The sequence below is a fragment of the Bradyrhizobium sp. NAS96.2 genome (assembly GCF_001908235.1).
In the GTDB taxonomy this organism is placed as follows: domain Bacteria; phylum Pseudomonadota; class Alphaproteobacteria; order Rhizobiales; family Xanthobacteraceae; genus Bradyrhizobium.
In genome coordinates, this window is sequence record NZ_LGHK01000054.1 from 22692 (window position 1) to 40586 (window position 17895).

General features: G+C 65.8%; 16 protein-coding genes. 8 read left to right on the forward strand and 8 right to left on the reverse strand.

All coding sequences use genetic code 11. The features are described from left to right. The first annotated feature begins 49 nt into the window (after positions 1-49). Positions 50-1357, forward strand: a complete 1308-nt coding sequence (locus AC628_RS13590) for an MFS transporter (RefSeq protein ID WP_074127307.1) — start codon at positions 50-52, stop codon at positions 1355-1357. Between the two features lie 48 nt (positions 1358-1405). Here the strand turns inward: AC628_RS13590 and ilvA are convergent, their stop codons facing one another. The 5 genes from ilvA to AC628_RS13615 all read right to left on the reverse strand — a co-directional run bounded on the left by ilvA (position 1406) and on the right by AC628_RS13615 (position 8335). Beyond that, the gene (gene ilvA / locus AC628_RS13595; protein ID WP_074127308.1) at positions 1406-2947 is read right to left on the reverse strand and encodes a threonine ammonia-lyase, biosynthetic; all 1542 of its coding nucleotides are present in this window, start codon (positions 2945-2947) and stop codon (positions 1406-1408) included. Positions 2948-3277: 330 nt separating this feature from the next. After that, on the reverse strand, positions 3278-4468 hold the full coding sequence (locus AC628_RS13600) for a M24 family metallopeptidase (protein WP_074127309.1): 1191 nt from the start codon (positions 4466-4468) through the stop codon (positions 3278-3280). A 19-nt stretch (positions 4469-4487) separates the two neighbouring features. Further along, positions 4488-5894, reverse strand: a complete 1407-nt coding sequence (locus AC628_RS13605; RefSeq protein ID WP_074127310.1) for an MFS transporter — start codon at positions 5892-5894, stop codon at positions 4488-4490. 18 nt (positions 5895-5912) lie between these two features. Then, on the reverse strand, positions 5913-6704 hold the full coding sequence (locus AC628_RS13610) for an alpha/beta fold hydrolase (protein ID WP_074127311.1): 792 nt from the start codon (positions 6702-6704) through the stop codon (positions 5913-5915). A gap of 11 nt (positions 6705-6715) precedes the next feature. Then, positions 6716-8335, reverse strand: coding sequence for an FAD-dependent monooxygenase (locus AC628_RS13615; RefSeq protein ID WP_074127312.1), 1620 nt, complete (start codon positions 8333-8335; stop codon positions 6716-6718). 109 nt (positions 8336-8444) lie between these two features. Here AC628_RS13615 and AC628_RS13620 point away from each other — a divergent pair, with 109 nt between their 5' ends. The 3 genes from AC628_RS13620 (at position 8445) to AC628_RS13630 (ending at position 10909) form a co-directional block, all read left to right on the forward strand. Continuing rightward, complete coding sequence (locus AC628_RS13620) at positions 8445-9341, forward strand: LysR family transcriptional regulator (RefSeq protein WP_074127313.1); 897 nt, start codon at positions 8445-8447, stop codon at positions 9339-9341. Between the two features lie 109 nt (positions 9342-9450). Then, on the forward strand, positions 9451-9732 hold the full coding sequence (locus AC628_RS13625; protein WP_074127324.1) for a hypothetical protein: 282 nt from the start codon (positions 9451-9453) through the stop codon (positions 9730-9732). Between the two features lie 223 nt (positions 9733-9955). Beyond that, positions 9956-10909: a helix-turn-helix domain-containing protein gene (locus tag AC628_RS13630; RefSeq protein WP_074127314.1), complete on the forward strand. Its 954-nt coding sequence runs from the start codon at positions 9956-9958 to the stop codon at positions 10907-10909. A 9-nt stretch (positions 10910-10918) separates the two neighbouring features. Here AC628_RS13630 and AC628_RS13635 read toward each other — a convergent pair whose 3' ends face one another. Beyond that, on the reverse strand, positions 10919-11788 hold the full coding sequence (locus AC628_RS13635) for a DUF2066 domain-containing protein (protein WP_074127315.1): 870 nt from the start codon (positions 11786-11788) through the stop codon (positions 10919-10921). Between the two features lie 175 nt (positions 11789-11963). Between AC628_RS13635 and AC628_RS13640 the strand changes: the two genes are divergently transcribed. Further along, on the forward strand, positions 11964-12977 hold the full coding sequence (locus tag AC628_RS13640) for a zinc-dependent alcohol dehydrogenase family protein (protein ID WP_074127316.1): 1014 nt from the start codon (positions 11964-11966) through the stop codon (positions 12975-12977). A gap of 145 nt (positions 12978-13122) precedes the next feature. Here the strand turns inward: AC628_RS13640 and AC628_RS13645 are convergent, their stop codons facing one another. Continuing rightward, the gene (locus AC628_RS13645) at positions 13123-13896 is read right to left on the reverse strand and encodes an enoyl-CoA hydratase-related protein (protein ID WP_074127317.1); all 774 of its coding nucleotides are present in this window, start codon (positions 13894-13896) and stop codon (positions 13123-13125) included. Between the two features lie 104 nt (positions 13897-14000). On the opposite strand from AC628_RS13645, the gene AC628_RS13650 reads away from it, so the two are divergent. From AC628_RS13650 to AC628_RS13660, 3 genes are all read left to right on the forward strand, one after another. Next, complete coding sequence (locus AC628_RS13650; RefSeq protein WP_074127318.1) at positions 14001-15590, forward strand: gamma-glutamyltransferase; 1590 nt, start codon at positions 14001-14003, stop codon at positions 15588-15590. Between the two features lie 45 nt (positions 15591-15635). Then, on the forward strand, positions 15636-16490 hold the full coding sequence (locus AC628_RS13655; RefSeq protein ID WP_074127319.1) for an enoyl-CoA hydratase-related protein: 855 nt from the start codon (positions 15636-15638) through the stop codon (positions 16488-16490). 328 nt (positions 16491-16818) lie between these two features. Beyond that, complete coding sequence (locus tag AC628_RS13660) at positions 16819-17133, forward strand: NIPSNAP family protein (protein ID WP_074127320.1); 315 nt, start codon at positions 16819-16821, stop codon at positions 17131-17133. A 61-nt stretch (positions 17134-17194) separates the two neighbouring features. Here the strand turns inward: AC628_RS13660 and AC628_RS13665 are convergent. Next, positions 17195-17895 (reverse strand): NAD(P)/FAD-dependent oxidoreductase (locus AC628_RS13665; RefSeq protein ID WP_143201585.1); only part of this gene is annotated, 701 nt, incomplete at its 5' end.

Genomic DNA, 17895 nt, shown 5'->3' on the forward strand with positions numbered 1-17895 from the left:
CGGCCGGGCCCTATCGGGGTAACCGGCCACATGCAGGGAGGATCGGCGGATGACCGAGATCGTAGCCAACGGATCGTTCACGGAGGGCAATCCGGATGCAGGGTTGCTCGCGAGCGCCCTTTCCAAGAACACCTGGCGCCTGGTCCCGCTGCTCGGCCTCGCCTACCTCTTCAACTACCTCGACCGCACCAGCGTCGGCTTTGCTGCGCTGCAAATGAACAAGGCTATCGGCCTGAGCGCCACGCAATTCGGCTGGGGCGCCGGCATCCTGTTCTTCAGCTACTGCCTGCTGGAAGTCCCCAGCAACATGATGATGTACCGGTTCGGCGCCCGGCGCTGGCTGGCCCGCATCATGATCACCTGGGGCCTGGCGGCCGCGGCGACGGCGTTCGCAGTCGGACCCTACAGCTTTTACGCGATCCGCTTTCTGCTCGGCGTGTTCGAGGCCGGCTTCTTTCCGGGCGTGATCTGGTACCTCTCGATCTGGTTTCCGGAGAAGCACCGGACCGGCGTGCTTGCCCTGTTCATGGCCGCGACGCCGCTCTCCTCGCTGCTCGGCAGCCCGATCTCGGCGGCCCTGCTCGGCATGGACGGATTCTGGGGGCTCGCAGGCTGGCAATGGATGTTTCTGCTGGAAGGTCTTCCGGCTTGCCTGCTCGGGATTCTCTGTCTCGCGCTGCTCGCCGACACGCCCGAGCAGGCCCGCTGGCTCACGCCTGAGGAGCGGCACGCGCTTCTCGCCGCCCTTGCCGGCGACAAGCACGACAAGCCCAAAAAGGATCTGTGGGCCGCGATGCAGGATGTGCGGGTCCTGATGCTCACCGCGATCACCTTCGCCTTCACGATCGGCTCCTATGGCATCGGCATCTGGCTGCCATTGATCCTGAAAAGCCACGGCCTGAGCAACATGCAGGTCGGGTGGTTGTCGGCGATCCCCTATTTGTTCGCGACGATCGGCATGCTGTTCTGGGCACGTCTCGTCGATCGGAAGGGCCAGAAGATCTACAACCTCATGGCCGCACTGATCCTCGGCGCCCTCGGCCTCGCGCTCTCCGTTGTTTTTAGCTCGCTCGTTCCGGCGCTCGCCTGCCTGACGCTGGCGCTGGTCGGCACCATTTCGGCACGAACGGTGTTCTACACCATCCCACAGAGCTTCCTGACCGGTGCTGCGGCCGCCGGCGGCATCGCGTTCATCAATTCCGTCGGCGCATTCGGCGGCTTCGTCGGTCCTTACATGGTCGGCTTCCTGAAGGACGCGACAGGTTCGTTCAACGCCGGCATGATCGGGATGGCCGTGATCCTTGTGGTCGCGACGGCAATTGCCGGCTCGCTCAAACTGGTCGCCGGCAAGATGTGAGCAGGGCTGGCTGGTCTCGCGATGCGCCATTCGGAGACGTGCGCCGCGTCATCCCTGCTCGGCGGAGAGAAACAGGCGATAGGCCGGATTCTCGCTCTCGTTCCAGTAGGGATAGCCGAGCGCATCCAGCGCTTGCACGAACCGGGCGCGCTCCTGCGGCTTGACCTCGATACCCGCCAGGATGCGTCCGTAGTCGGCGCCGTGATTGCGGTAGTGGAACAGCGAGATGTTCCAGTCGGGTGCCAGGCTCTCGAGGAATTTCAGCAATGCGCCGGGCCGCTCCGGAAACTCGAAGCGGTAGATCACCTCGTCCCTGAGCAGCGGCGCGCGGCCACCGACCATGTAGCGCACATGGTCCTTGGCCATCTCGTTCTCGCTTAAGTCCAGGATCGGATAGCCCTCACGCCGCAGCAGTTCCATCACTTCGCGCTTCTCCGCCTCGCCGCGGCTCAGCGCGATGCCGACGAAGAGCTGCGCCGGCGCGGTCGTCTCGTTGAAGCGGTAGTTGAACTCCGTGATGGCGCGCGAGCCGAGGATGCGGATGAAGTGCCGATAGCTGCCCGGCCTCTCCGGCACGGTGACCGCAAGCAAGGCCTCGCGATGCTCGCCGACCTCAGCGCGATCGGCGATGGTGCGCAGCCGGTCGAAGTTGAGGTTGGCCCCGCTGTTCACGGCAATCAGGCTGCCGTCGCTCAGCGCGCCGCGCTCGGCATAGGCCTTCAGCCCGGCGAGCGCCAAAGCCCCGGAGGGCTCGGCAACCGATCGCACGTCATCGAAGACATCCTTGATCGCCGCGCACATCGCGTCGGTGTCCACGGTGACGACCTCGTCCAGCAGGTCGCGGCAGAGCCGGAACGTCTCAGTTCCGACCTTGCGGACCGCGACACCGTCGGCGAACAGTCCGACCTGATCCAGCGCGACGACGCTTCCCTTGGCGAGCGCCGCCGCCATCGACGCTGCGTCCGCCGGCTCGACGCCGACGACCTTGATCGACGGATTGAGGAACTTCACGAAGGCGGCGACACCGGCCGCCAGCCCGCCCCCGCCGATCGGCACGAAGATCGCCTCGATCGGATCGGGATGCTGCCGCAGGATTTCCATCCCGACGGTCCCCTGGCCGGCGATCACATCGGGGTCGTCGAACGGATGCACGAAGGTCAGGCCGCGCGCGACCTCGATCTCCCGGGCCTTGGTCTGCGCGTCGTCGAACGTGTCGCCATGCAAGACCACGTCACCGCCCAACCGCCTGACCGCTTCGACCTTGATCGCGGGCGTCGTCCGCGGCATCACGATCGTTGCGGGAATACCGAGCTTGCGCGCGGACAACGCCACGCCCTGGGCATGATTGCCCGCCGACGCGCAGATCACGCCCAGCCTGCGCTGCGCGTCCGGCAGCCTGACGATCTTGTTGTAGGCGCCGCGCAGCTTGAACGAGAAGATCGGCTGAAAATCCTCCCGCTTCAGCAACACACGTCGCGACAAGCGCTCCGAGAGCCGCGGCATCGGATCGAGCGGCGTCTCGACCGCCACGTCGTAGACCCGGGCGGTCAGGATGCTTTGGGCATAGTCGCGGAGCGCGTTGGCGGTCATCGGGTCGCTTCTGTCGATGGGACGCAATCCTTATCGGTTGCACCTGCCCATCGTCGGCGCCGACCTGGCGAGCAGACGGCACGGAACCGCCGCTGCATCCGGCTCGAAGCATCGCATGACCGGAGGCTCGAGTGAAGCAAAGACCGCCGGCAGGGGGCGTTGCCAAAATATCGAAAACAACCCCATGCAAAGGACGCGGCGGCCGGCAACTTGACACGTCGGGCAATTCAGGGATATATTTCTAGTATTCCGAAATTGGCCGACGAGCGTCTCCAGCACCGCAGCTCAATCGGTGACCCATCCAAACATGCCGCCCTGGCGTTGACCGGTTCACGCCATGGGACGCGATGTATTCCACCCCCGGCCATGGTCACCGGGCGCTTCCCAGCCCGCTTCGGTAACGATCAGCGTGTCCTCGAGCTTGATGTAGCCGCGCGCCGGATGCAGCAGCGCGGTTTCGATCGAGATCACCATTCCGCGCTCGAGCGGCCGGTCGGCGTCATACGGCGAATAAGGTACCGGGCCGGTTGCGGTGAGGCGCGGCGCTTCGTGACTGACAAGTCCGATGCCGTGGGCGGTGAAGTCGAGCACGGCGCGATGCGGCGATGATTTGACCGCAGCCTCGCCCGCCGCGATGATGTCGCCACCCATGACGCCCGGCCGGATCACGCGCCTAGCTTCCTGCTGGATGTCCTCGACCCGCTGCAGCAACTCGCGAAGCTCGCTGTCGGGCTCGCCCAGGATGCCCATGCGGCTGAGGTCGCCGATATAGCCCCGGTAGTTTCCTCCGGAATCGATCGAGATCACGTCGCCCTCCGCAAGGCGCTGGTTCGACGGCGCGCGGTTATGGCTCTTGCCGGCGGCGATCAGGCAATATTCGAAGACGAGATCGCGCTCCTGCTCCTCGCGGCGCAGATGCGCGACGACGTCGTGTTTGGTCATGCCCGGAGCGCAGCTTCCGAACGTCGCCAGCATCGCATCGACGACGCGTTCAGAGGCTTCCCTGATGAGATCGAGTTCAGCAGGAGACTTCACGGCGCGAAGCCGTTCGAGGGTGAAATGAGCTTCGCGCAGTTCGACATGGTCGAGCCCGGCACGCAGATGATCCCTGGCATCGGCCGGCAGGAAGCTCGCCTCGATACCGACGCGCTTTGCCGTAGCCCCGAGCTTCCGCACATGATCGATCGCGAGAGCCATCGCATCGATCGTTCCCCAGCTGCCTGTCTTGACCAGCGGCGTCCAGATCCGTCCGAGATCGTGCTCGAACTTTTCCATGCGGTTGCCGATGTAGATGGAGTTCTCAGGGTGTCCCTTCTGATAGACGAACACCGGCAGATAGCGGCTGGTGCCAATCGCCTCCATGACGTCGAAGAAGAAGAAGCGATAGCCACCGAGCAGATGCTGCACATTGTGGCGCGAGGTTGCGATCAGGATATCGAGGCCCGCCTCATCCATCAGCCGGTCGAGCTTTGCCGTATCGAACGGCGCCGCCGTTGCGATCGTATCGAACGCACTGTCCATGGTATGACCCTTCGTCTTCTCAGCTTGCGGTTTTCGCGGCCAGCGATTTCGGTGCGGCGCCTGCGCTCTCGCCGAACAAGGCCACCGGGCGGCCGTGCGGCTCGACGCCGAGGAACGTGAAGGCGAGCCCGATCAGGAGACCCGCGCCGGCAAGAAAGCAGAACGCCGGCATCACCGCCGCGGCGGTCGCGCTTGGATGCACGAGATTGTCGGCCCCGGCGATCAATGCAAGACACAGCGGCCCTACGATCTTGCCGACCCCGTTCGAGAGCTGGGCAAGGCCGACCGCGCGTCCCGACAGCTGAACCGGAAAGATCTCTGCGGGATACGGCCCGATGTTGGAAAATCCACCATCGAAGAACACGGCGCCGACGATCAGGAAGACCAGGAACAGCGGCACCGAGCCGGCGAAGTCATTGTGAAAATACGCGGCCAGCGCCAGCGAAACCGCGGTGCCATAGCCCATCAACTGGCCACACGGCTTGCGGCCGATCCGATGGGCGAGAAAGGCGAAGCCGGTTCGGCCGAGGACGCCGGCGAGGCTGACATAGATGAACATCTTCGCCGCCTCCTGCGGCGCGACGCCGAGCAGCAGCGCGACGATCGTCGGTCCCCACAGGAACACGCCGTAATTCGCGGTGCTGGCACCGAACCAGATCAGGACCGTCAGCCAGAACCGCCGCTGCTCGGCAAAGAGATCAGCGAATGTCGCCGGGTTGGCTGGCGGCAGCGCGGGCAGCGTGAACGCATCGCCGCCGACCCGATAGAGTTTCCGGATGCTCGCCTGCGCCTCGCGCACGCGGCCCTTGCTGATCAGCCAGCGCGGCGATTCCGGCATGATGATCATGGTCAGAATTCCGAGGATGATCGGCAGGAAACCGACCGCCGCCAGTCCGCGCCAGCCGACCAGCGGCAGCAGGAAACTCGCCGTCACCGACGCCGACAGCACGCCGAAGGCGACCGGGACGACCACGAGGCTCGTGACCAGCGTGCGATGACGGGTCGGGGCGAATTCGACGATCGCCGGAACCGCCGCCGCCGCGCCCGCGGCAAGGCCGAAGCCCACGAAGAAGCGCAGGACCGCGAACGCAACCCAGCCGTCTTCCGGAATGAACGCGATCGCGCCCGAGGTCAGGCCGCACAGCAGAACGCCCGCCACCGCCAGCGGCTTGCGCCCGAAACGATCGGCGAGGATCCCGGCGGCGAACGCCCCGAGCATCGCCCCGATACCGGCGCTCATCAGCATGATCGAGGTCTGCCCGAACGTCAGGTGCCATTTCGGCGCCAGCACCGAGACCAGAAACCCGACCACGAAGAAATCGAAGAAATCCACCACGCCGGAGATGGCGAAGATGATGATCGATAGCCAATAGCGCGTCGTCACCGGCGCTTCGTCGAACGGCACTGCGTTCGTTTGCTCTGCCATGGTCTCCCCCTGTTGTTGTCAAGCCGCCTTCTTTTTTGAATTCAGAAATGCCGTCACCGCCTCCGCCACCCGCTCGGGGGCCTGGATCGAGGCGACATGGCCGGCGTTCGCGATGGTCCTGGTTTCGACGCGGACAAGATCGCGGGCGAGCACGAATGTCTCCGCATTCGGGATCAGCCGGTCGTCAGCACCCGCCAGCAGCAGGGTTGGACGATCGAAGCTCGCCAGATCGGCGGCGACCGGCTGCGCCAGCAGAGCGCCACGCCGCGCCTTCTGACCGTCGTCGCGGGTCGAGCCACGGAAAATCTCGATCAGTTCGGGCCGGGCGCGCAGATAATCCGGCGGGAAAAAGTACTCCGCGATCTTCGGCGCGTTGGCGATGGTGTCGCCGCGGTACGAGGCGAGCGTACGGAAGACGTCCGCAGTAACGTCCAGCGGGCTCCTGTTGACTTTCCAGGTGCTGCTCAGGATCAGGCGATCGATGCAGCCGGGATGGCGCGCCGCCAACACCTGCGCGATCAGGCCGCCGAGTGAGGTGCCGAAGACATGGGCACGATCGTAGCCGAGCCCTCGGATCAAGGCGGCGGCATCGTCGGCCAGATCGGCGAGCGAATAGGACGACGCAGGATTCCTGGTGGCGCCGGAATCGCGCTGATCATAGGCGATCACGGTGAAATGCGTCGCCAGCGCCGGCGCAAGGCCGTCGAACATCGAATGATCGGCCTCGCCGCCATGCAGCAGCACGATCGGCTCGCCGCGTCCGGTTTTCTCAAACGCCGTGACCACGCCGCTCGATTCGAACGATTGCATCGGAGCCTCCGTCAATGCAGCAGCGTCGAGAGCGCGCCGGCGAGCTCTTTCGCGGGATCCGACGGCAGCCATGGCATCCGCCACGCCACATGCCCGTCGGGGCGTACCAGTACAGCGCCGCGCATCCCGAGTTGGAATCCGTCTGTCGGGTCGGCCGACGGCAACTGCTTCAGCGAGAGCGGCAAGCGGGTCTTCTCCGACACCTGCTTCCCCGCCTCGAGCCACTCGCTGCCGAGCGGACCGGTGACGACGGTGAATTCCTTGTCGAACCAGTCGAGCGTCGATTTCTTGCGCGACGGCTCGAGCCACATATGCGGAAAGCGCGCGCCGGGGCGGTCGGTCGGCGTGTAGTAGCGGGAGTTCAACGCCTTCGCGACGGTGCCGTCGGGGATCACCGCGCCCTCCTCGTAATTGTGCCCGAGGTTCTGGCCGATGCTATGGAGGTGATTGTCCATGTCGTTGATCCAGAACTTGATCCGGTCCGGATTGCGCGAGCGCACCGCGTCGTCGGTCAGCCCAAAGCGCAGCCGGTTGCCGTAGCTGAAATTGGCGTTGGACTGCGCGATCGGGCGGCGTTCGCTGGAATAGCTGTCGAGCAGCTTTTCATCCGCGAGGCCCTTCAGCACGAAGGCGAGTTTCCAGGCGAGATTGTGCGCGTCCTGAACGCCGGAGTTCAGGCCGAAGCCGCCGGTCGGCGGAAAGCGGTGCGCGCAGTCGCCGACCAGAAACACCCGGCCCTTTCGAAAGGTCTCGGCCACCTGCATGCTGACGCGCCAGATCGAGCGGTTCAAAAGCGTGACGTCGAGATCGGGAATGCCGACATGGCCGCGCGCGATCTCGATGAACTCCTGGTCGGTCCACGGCCGCTCGCGATCGTCCTTGGTCAGACCGATCTGCGTCACGGTCAGCCAGCGATCCCGGCCATTGGTGTTCAGGATGCCGGCGCGCGGCAGATCGGGCCTTTCGGGGACGATGATGAAGCCGGCGGCCTCGCGTGCGATCGGCAGCCGCGACAGGTCGGCGCGCCAATATTCATTCGACATCACCGCCAGCGTCGACGGCCCGACCATGTCGATCCCGGCGCTGCGCCGCGTCTGGCTCCCCGCGCCATCGGCCGCGATCAGATAAGTCGCCGTCCAGTGGGTTACCTCGCCGGTCTTTTCGCAACGCGTCGTGACGTTGACGCCGCTGTTGGTCTCCTCGAACGATTCACAGGAGGTGTTGAACAGCACCGTGGCGTGTCTGGACTTCTCGACCACCCGCAGGATCTCTTCCTCGACCGCGTCCTGGGCGACCAGGCTCTTCCAGGCCGGCGTATGACCGACATTCGGTTCGGGACGGGTGCGGCCGAACTCGTGACCTGCGATGCTGTCGAGGAACACGAACATGTCGGAATTGTCCTGCAGCCCGCGGTCGCGGATCGCCTGCTCGATCCCCCACTGCCGGAAGATCTCCATGGTGCGAACCCAGCAGCCGCGCGACTTGGGATGATCTGTCGTCGTCGGGCTCTTCTCGACCACCACGCAGTCGATGCCGAAGCGATCGAGCAGCAGCGACATCGCAAGGCCGACCGGCCCGCCGCCGGCGATAAATACGGACGTCTGGCGTGCCTCATCGGTGGCGATGCCCATGCTGGTGTCTCCTCGGTTTGATCGTTGAGCGGAGACTGCTCTCTTTTTGCTATCTCACAAGAATATGTTTGATATGGTTTCCATCTCGATTTGAGATGGAGCTGGCATCATGGACCTGCGGCAGATCCGCTATTTCGTCGCCGTCGCCGAACGTGGCGGCTTTGCCGCCGCAGCCAGCACGCTGAACGTCGCCCAGTCGGCGCTCAGCCGCCACGTCAAGGAGCTCGAGGACGAACTGGGCGGCGCGTTGCTCGAACGCGGCGCGCGCGGCGTCTCGGTCACGGAATCCGGCAAGGTGCTGCTCGCGCGCGGCCGCTGGCTGCTGGGGACGATCGACGACATCAAGGCCGAGGTGCGCACGGAAAATCGCGAGCCCAGCGGTACGGTGCGGATCGGCGCGCCGCCGAGCCTCGGCGATGTCATCTACGCGCCGCTGGCCCAGACGTTCGTGAAGCAGTTTCCGCGCGTGCGGCTCGAGTTGAATGAGGGACTGACCGAGAACCTGTCCGAACGCCTGCTACGGGGTGAGCTCGACCTGGCGATCGTGACGACGCCGTCCCCCAACGATCACCTCGACTATGAGATGCTCGTCGTCGAGCAGGTGTTCCTGATCGGACCGCCGCGCGATCCGCTGCTGAAGCGCGGCAGGCTGACCCGCAAGGAGTTCGACACGCTGCCATCCGCCGTGGCGCCGCTCAGCCGCAACCCGTTCCCGCCGACCATGCTCTGCGCGGTGCGGGTCGACAACAGCACCCCGATGAAGCGCATGGTGGCCTCGGGCCTCGGCTATGCCTTGCTGCCGTTCTCCGGAATTCACCAGGAGGTCGCTGCCGGCGTGCTGTCGGCAGCGCTGTTGCCATGGATGCACGCCGACCGCGTCCTGGCGCTGCCGCGCGGCCGGCCGGTCAGCCGCGCAACGCGTGAGGCGATTGCCGCGCTGAAGACGATCTGCCGAGCCTTGATCGCCGAGGGAATCATCCTGACGGCACCGGCGCGCAAGGTCTGAGCCCCACTTGCCACCGCAGCGACCTGCTACGGAACCCGGCGTAATTTATGTTTCAGTAAGCAAGTTGTAGCTAGGATCGATCAGTGCGTTGCGTATGGGAGACTTCCAAGTGATCGACTTTGACGAACTTCGTAGTATCGCCGCGGATGTTCGTATCTTCATCGACGCATCGGAAGACAAGGGCGGTGCCTTGAAGGCCATCGTCGACGCCTATGACGTCGTGCTCGGCATTTTCCCGGCCGGCCCCGGAATGGACCTTCATGTGGTCAAGGGCAACGAAGTGCTCAATCACATCGCACAGACCCAGGCTTCGACCGGCTTCACGCACACCGCCATCGCATTCCAGACCCGCGAACAGGCTGTTGCGCTTGAGCACTTGATGGCGGCCTAGCGATCGACGCGGAGCTGCCAAAAGCTGCGCATTTCGCTTTAGGATCAAACAATTGCCCGCCGTGCAGCGGGTGATATGCACTTTGTGCCAGCCCCGCGCCCAAGGTGCGCGGTCTGTCAATACGACATCCCGGTCCCGTCAATTCCGCGGCGTCGTCCGCGTTGCCTTCCCGAGCAAAACCGGCAAAAATCCCATTGACGATTCAGCCGTGGGACGCGTGGGTATGGGCAAGCACCTGTCGGTTTACACCGGCGAGCTTGACGGCTTCGAGGGACTCCACGACGCCGTCAAAGGTTCGCATGTCGAAGTCATGCAGCTCGAGCGCGGCAAGCTGCGGGGCACCTTGTCCCATGTCGGGATCGGCGATTTTTCGCTCAGCATCGGCGCGTTCAATGTCGGGGTCCGCACCCAGCGCACGTCCGCCGACGACAAGCTGATCATCGGAATGCTGCTCCATGCGACCGACCGCGTCACGCATTGGGCGTTCGACATGCAGCCGGCCGACGTGCTGGTGATTCCTCCGTCGGTCGAGCATGACGGGGTGTTTCACCGGGCCTCATCCTATGCCGCGATTCGCTTCGACATGGCCGATCTTCCGGACCTGTTCGGCGGCGAGCCGCGGCTTGCCGACGCCGAAACATGGCAGGCGAAGAACCACTTTCGCGCCGACCCCGCCATCGGCATGAGCGCTGCCGACCGGCTGCCGCAGATCATCGCGCATCTTGCCCGCTATCCGGACGCGCTGTCGGAGGCGTCGGCCGAATTCTGGAAGCGCGCGATCATCGACTGCGTGACCGCGACGGTCGTCACCTCGCTGCCATCAGACGGAACCAGCTATCTGCCGTCGGCGATGAAGCTGGTGCGCGACGTCGAGGACTATCTGCGCGCCGTGGGCGCCCGCCCGGTCCATGTCTCGGAAATCTGCACCGAGCTTCGGCTGTCGCGACGCAGCCTGCACCGCGCCTTCCACGAGGTGTTCGGCGTCGGTCCGGTGACGTTCCTGCGCTACAAGCGGCTTTGCATGATCCGTTCGATCCTGCGCGAAAGCCGGCCGGAGCAGACCACCGTTTCCAAGGTCGCGATCGAACAGGGCTTCATCGAGCTCGGGCGTTTCTCGCAATATTACCGCGCGATGTTCGGGGAATACCCGTCACAGACGCTTGGTTACGCCGGATAGAGCGCAGGCTCATTTCGATCGCCCCGGATCGCCATTGCCGGACAGCACCTGCGCGGCGCCGCCGACGCCGCGGCGGAAGGCTTCATCGAAGGTGACGCCGCGGAATTGCCATTTGTAGTCCCGGCCGTGCCAGGCCATCCGCCATTGCGTGGCCCAGCCGAGGTCCTTGTCGTCCCAGACCAGCTGCCCGACCAGGGTGGCCTCGCCACCTTGCGGCGCCACGATCGAACTCAGCTTCGCCGGCTGCGTCTTCAGGAGTTCCGCCGCGGAGATGTTGGCACGTGTCAACGCGGCGGTGTCCGGCAGCACGAAGCGCATGCCGCGCTTGCCGGCGGCAGCCGCGAGTGCATCGCGCTGCAAATCGGACTGCGTGCCGTCCGAGGTGACGATATAGTCCTTCGGGCCGTGCAGCATCTCGACGAAGACGCCGAGCACCGGTCGCTGCGATCGCCACGGCTTGAGCCCGAGCTTGCCGAGAATGCCGTCGATCTTGGTCTCGTCGAACGCCACCGTCAGGTCGTAGGGCCGGTCGCGGGTGCCCTGCTCGTCATGATGCGGCTTGCCGGCATACTGGTCGTGATAGTCGAAACTGCTGACGAACTCCTTGGCCCTGGATTTGTAGCCCGCGAGACGGCGGTCGCTTGCCAGCATCGGCTGGCCGGAGACCTTGATCAGGACGTCCTCCAGACATGCACCGAAGCCGATGATGCGGTTCGGCTCGCCCTGTCCGGTGACGACGGTCTGCGCGCGGTAGAGGCTGTCGTCGGCTGCCGCCATCACGATACCGCAACAAGCCAGAGCCGCGACGAGCAGCACGCGAGCTACGCTGCGTGCAAGTGTGGCGATCGGATCGCGTTTCGTCTCAAGCAAGGCAGCCATGGTCACCTCCGCCCGGTCACTTCATCGACGGCACAGATTGGCGCTATTTTTCCGTTGCGCCAAGGCGCGCTATGGCCACGCGCGGCAAGCCTGACATATGCTCGGTGCATGTGCGGCGGCGCCGGGAGCGCGGCCCAAGACGAGAACATCGACAAGAACACCCAGGAGACGTCCCGTGAAATGCTATGAGTTGCAAGGCCCCGGCGGCGTCGACGCGCTTGCGCTGGTCGACAAGCCGGTCCCGCAGGCCGGCCACGGCGAAGTCCTGGTGCGGCTGAAGGCGGCGACGCTGAATTATCGCGACCTGCTCACGGTCAAGGGCGGCTACGGCTCGCGGCAAAAATTTCCGCTGGTGCCGGTCTCCGACGGCGCAGGTGTCGTCGAGTCGGTCGGCCCCGGAGTGAGAAGTTTCGCCCCCGGCGATCGCGTGACCGGCAGCTTCTTCGAAAGCTGGCTCGGCGGCGAGCCGAGCGAGGCGCGGATGCGCGCAGCACTCGGCGGCAGCGTCGACGGCGTACTGACCGAGTACCGCGTCTTCCCGGAGCACGCGCTGGTGCGCACGCCGGACCATCTCAGCGACATCGAGGCCGCGGCATTGCCATGCGCCGGCCTCACCGCGTGGAGCGCGGTGGTCAAGCTCGGCGACATCAAGCCGGGACAAACGGTGCTGACCCAGGGCACCGGCGGCGTCTCGCTGTTCGCGCTGCAATTCGCCAAGATGTGCGGCGCCCGTGTCATCGCCACCTCCTCCAGCGATGCCAAGATCGCGCGGCTGAAACAACTCGGCGCCGATGTCACGCTCAACTACAAGACCACACCCGACTGGGGCAAGAAGGCGCGCGAGCTGACCGGGCGCGGCGTCGATCTCGTCGTCGAGGTCGGCGGCGTCGGCACGTTGAACGAATCGATCCGTGCCACCAGGATCGGCGGCACGATCGCCTTCATCGGCGTGCTCGCCGGTCCCGCCTCCTCCGACTCCCGGCTGCCGCTGATGGTGATGCAGCAGCAGCGGCTGCAGGGCGTCACCGTCGGCTCGATCGAGGACCTGCAGGCGCTGTGCGACGGCATCAGCATGCACGGCGTCAAGCCCGTGATCGACAAGGTGTTCGCCTTCGATGAGGTCAAGGACGCATTCGCCCACATGGCGAGCGGCGCGCATTTCGGCAAGATCGCGATTGCGATCGGCTAAAACATGATGAGGTGAAGTCGAATCGGTCCAGCGGCACGCCCGCCGCACCTCTCCCGCTTGCGGGGGCGGGAGAGGGGACGCAACGCCGATGCGGCTATGGCTTGATCCAAATTCATCATGCTCTAGAGAAGGTCCGCGACAAGGCCTAGCGCCCCGTGAATTGCGCCTTGCGCTTCTCGACGAAGGCCTGGCGGCCTTCCCTTGCGTCGGCGCTTTCGCGGATCACCTGCTGCAGCTCGATCTCGCGACGGAACTGCTCGGCGTAGCTCGCGTGCTCGCTCTCCTCGAGCAGCTGCCGTGTCGCGACCAGCGCGCGCGTCGGGCCATCGGCGAGGCGGGCGGCGAGCGCTTTTGCCTCGTCGAGCAGCTTCGCGTCATCGACGACGTCGCGCACCAATCCCCACTCCTTGGCCCGCTCGGCCGACAGCGGCTCGTTCAGCAGCATCAGGTCGAGCGCGCGCTGGCGCCCGATCAGGCGCGGCAGCAGCCAGGTCGAACCGAGGTCGGGCACCAGGCCAATCCGGCTGAACACCTGGATGAAGCTCGCCGAGCGCGCGGCCAGGATGATGTCGCCGGACATCGCAAGGCTGAAACCTCCGCCGGCCGCGACGCCGTTGACCGCGACCACCACCGGCATCTGGCACTCGCGCAAGGCCTGCAGCGCCGGCCAATAGTGCTTCATCACGCCGACATAGATGTTGTCGCCGAGCGAGTTGAACGCCTTGAGATTCTGCCCGGAGCAGAAGCCGCGCCCCTCCCCGGTCAGGATCAGGGCGCGAATACCGGGGTCGACACCCATCTCGCCGACCGCGCGCGCGAGATCGCCGAGCAGTTCCGGCGTCATCGCGTTCAGGCTGGCCGGATCGTTCAGCGTCAGGATGCCGACCTTGCCGTCCCGTTCGCGCTTCACACCGCTCATTTTCCGCTCCCTGAAATTGGTTCTTGTTGTTGCACTGACAGTGCCATGCCTGACATGCTACGCCAACGTGACCCGCCCGCAACAAGAACAGCGAAAGCAACGCCATGTCCGACCAGTTCTCCAACTCGCAAGTGATCCGCAAGCCGGCCGTCAGCGCCAAGGGTGGCATCGTCGCGGCGCAGTCGCGCAAGGCGGCCGAGGTCGGCGCGGAGGTCTTGGCAGCGGGCGGCGATTGCGTCGACGCCGTGATCGCAACCACCTTTGCCCTCGGCGTGCTGGAGCCGTGGATGAGCGGCGCCGGCGGCGGCGGCGCGATGGTGCTGTATCGCGCCAAGGAGAACCGCGTCGAGGTGATCGACTATGGCATGCGCGCGCCCGACGGCCTGCGCCTGGAGGATTATCCGCTGACCGGCGGCGCGGCCTCCGACCTGTTCCCCTGGGCCCGCGTCAAGGACGACCGCAACCTGCACGGCCCCGGCTCGATCGCGGTGCCCGGCGTCGTCGCCGGCATGGAAGGGGCACATCGCCGCCACGCCAAGATGCCGTGGAAGGATCTGCTGGCGCCGAGCGTCAGGCTCGCCGGCGAAGGCCTGCTGGTGGATTGGTGGACCACTGGGATGATCGCAAGCTCCGCTGCCGATCTGCGGCGCTATCCGGCCAGCGCCGCGGCGTACCTGCTGGATGGCCTGCCGCCGAATGCGCAGTGGGGCATCAAGTCTGTGGTCCGCATGCCGCAGGATGCGCTGAAGGCAACGATGGCGCAGCTTGCCGCGGCGGGGCCACGCGATTTCTACGAGGGCGATCTGGCGCGCAGCATCGCCGACGATATCCAGGCCGCCGGCGGCGCGCTGTCGGTGCGCGATCTCGCCGCCTTCGGCGCCCATCTGCGCGAGCCGCTCAAGATTCCCTATCGCGGCGGCACGGTCCATGCGACGCCGGAACTGACCGCGGGGCCCACCATGGCGCGCACGCTCGGTCTCCTGCAGAAGGCGCTCACGCCCGCTCAGGGCGGTCCGGACGCTGCGACCTACGCGGCCTATGCTGAGGCGCTGCAAGCCGCCTACCGCGAACGCCTGAAGGACATGGGCGACGTCGACGGCCGCCGCGCGCTCGGCGCGGAAGCGATCGCACCAAGCTGCACCACGCATTTCTCTGCGGTCGACCGCGACGGCAACATGGCCGCGGTGACGCAGACCTTGCTGTCGACCTTCGGCTCCAAATTCGTGACGCCGAACACCGGGCTCACCATGAACAACGGCATCATGTGGTTCGATCCGACGCAAGGCGCCCCGAATTCGCTCGCGCCCGGCAAGCGCTGCCTGACCAACTACACGCCCGTCGTGGCGCAGGCCGCCGACGGCCGCACGCTTGCCGTCGGCGCCTCCGGCGGCCGCCGCATCCTGCCCGCGGTGTCGCAGCTGCTCTCCTTCGTGATGGATTTCGGCATGGATCTCGACACGGCGATCCATCAGCCGCGGATCGACGCCAGCGAAGGCACCGTCGTGATCGGCGATGTCCGCCTGCCGCAAGCTGTGCGCGAGGCGCTGCGCGGCCGCTTCGACTATGAGGAGGCCCGCATCCAGACCCAGCCGAAGAAGTTCGCCTGCCCCAGCATCGTGCTGCGCGACGGCACGACAAACAGCGGCGCCACCGAGCCGTTTCATCCGTGGAGCGATGCAATCGCTGAGGGGTGAGAAGGTCACGGCGCGCACAACAACAACAATTCCGGGGAGGCCGTCATGAACTACGAGCAGATCACATGCGACATCGACGGCTCCCTGATGATCGTCACGCTCAACCGGCCCGACAAGCTCAACGCCTACACCGGCACGATGGGCGCGGAGATCGCCGACGCTTTCCAGCGCGCCGACGAGGACGACAGCGTCCGCGCGATCATCGTCACCGGCGCGGGCCGTGCGTTCTGCGCCGGCGCCGACGTCTCCGGCGGTGCCAACAGCTTCGACACCTCCGGCAGCCACGGCGCCGGCGTGTTCGCAAGCGCCGGCCAGCGCAGCGGCCGCTTCGTCGAGGCGATCTTCAACTGCCGAAAGCCATCGATCGCCGCGATCAACGGCGCTGCGGTCGGCGTCGGCATCACCATGACGCTGCCGATGGATATCCGCATCGCGTCTCGCGGCGCCAAGATCGGCTTCATCTTCGCGCGCCGCGGGCTGGTGCCGGAGGCCGGCAGTGCCTGGTTCCTGCCAAAGCTCGTCGGCCTGCCGCAGTCGCTGCGCTGGTGCCTGTCCGGCCGCACCTTCGATGCGGACGAGGCGCTGCAAGGCGGCCTCATCAGCGAGGTGGTCGAGCCGGACGCCTTGCTGGAGCGGGCACGGCAGATCGCCCACGAGATGACGGCGGAGACCTCGGCCGTGTCGGTCGCGCTGACCCGCCAGATGCTCTGGCGCTTCGCCGGCGCGCCCGACCCGTTCGAACTGCTCGCGATCGACAAGCCGATGTCAGTCGAGCGCGGCGGCCACGCCGACGTGCGCGAGGGCGTGCAGTCCTTCATCGAGAAGCGGAAGCCGGCCTTTCCGGGCAAGGTTTCGCAGGACATGCCGAGCCAGTATCCGTGGTGGCCGGCGGCGGAGTGACGCGGGGTCGCGGCGCGGAGACTTTCGTGCTTCGAACCGATGTCGCGCGTCACCCACCACCGTCGTCCCGGCGCAGGCCGGGACCCATACTCCGCGGCCGATGTTGTGAACGGGACTCGTCGCTCCAGCGGCGCGCGACAATCAGCGCCTGTGGTTATGGGTCCCTGCTTTCGCAGGGACGACAGCGAGTGTGTTGCGCAGACGGTGAGTCAAACTTCCGCATTCTCGCGACATGATTTGTCCGAGCTCTGCATTTGTGGCGTGGTACGAATCCATCGCTGCGCTATAGTGAAAAGCCTCGGTCAACGATGGGTTGGAGCACCGCCGAATGATTACCTGCTACCTGCGTTATGAGATCAGGCTGGGCAAGCTCGCCGACTTCGAAGCTTATGCTGCCATGTGGCTTGAGCTGGTGCCGCGGTTCGGCGGTATCCATCACGGCTACTTCCTGCCATCCGAAGGCGCGAGCGACGTCGCGTTGGCGATGTTCAGCTTTCCGAGCCTCGCCGCCTACGAGCAATATCGGAAGGATTCCGCCGCCGATCCGGACGTGCAGAAAGCGATAGCTTTCGCCAAGGAGACGGGCTGCTTCACGCGCTATGATCGGTCGTTCTTCCGGCCGTTGTTCCCGAAGGCGACGTAAGGTCTGGGAAGCCAGCTGCGGGGTCATTCGCGCCGATCGACCACTCCCCGGTTTCGATCGCCTACACCCCGAGCTTGTCCCGCACCCGCCCGGTGAGCACCGCCGTGGTGACGCCGACCCGCCAGAAGCCGTGCATCGGGATCGGCTTGATACCCGTCACGGGCATGTCGATCTCCGCCTTGGCACCGCCGATCAGGCGGCGGGCGAGTTGCGCGCCCATCGCGGTCGAGAGCGCGACGCCGCGGCCGTTGCAGCCGAGCGAGATCAGCAAATCCTCCGCGGGCTCATGGACATGCGGATAATGGTCGGCGGTGATGGCGAGGCGGCTGTTCCAGCCATGGGTCCAGCTCGTGCCCTTGAGCTGCGGCCACAGCCGCTCGGCGTAGCGGATCAGATAGGCGACGTCGGTCGGCTTGCTGATCCAACGCATCGGACCGCGACCACCCATCAAGAGCCGATTGTGCTGGTCGATGCGGTAATAGACCGTGATATGGCCGCTCTCGTAGAGCACCGGGCGGCCTGGCATGATCGAACGCGCAACGTCGTCGGACAGCGGCGCGGTGGCTGCGATCGACGAGAACACCGGCACGATGGTACGGCGGAGCGCGGGCCAGAGATCATCGGTAAAGCCATTGGTCGCGAGCAGCACCTTGTCGGCGTGCACGACCGCACGCGGCGTCTCGATCCGCCAGCGATTGCCGTCGCGGCGCAAGGACAGCGCCGGCGTCTCGCCCTGGACGGCAACGCCGGCCCCGATCGCCG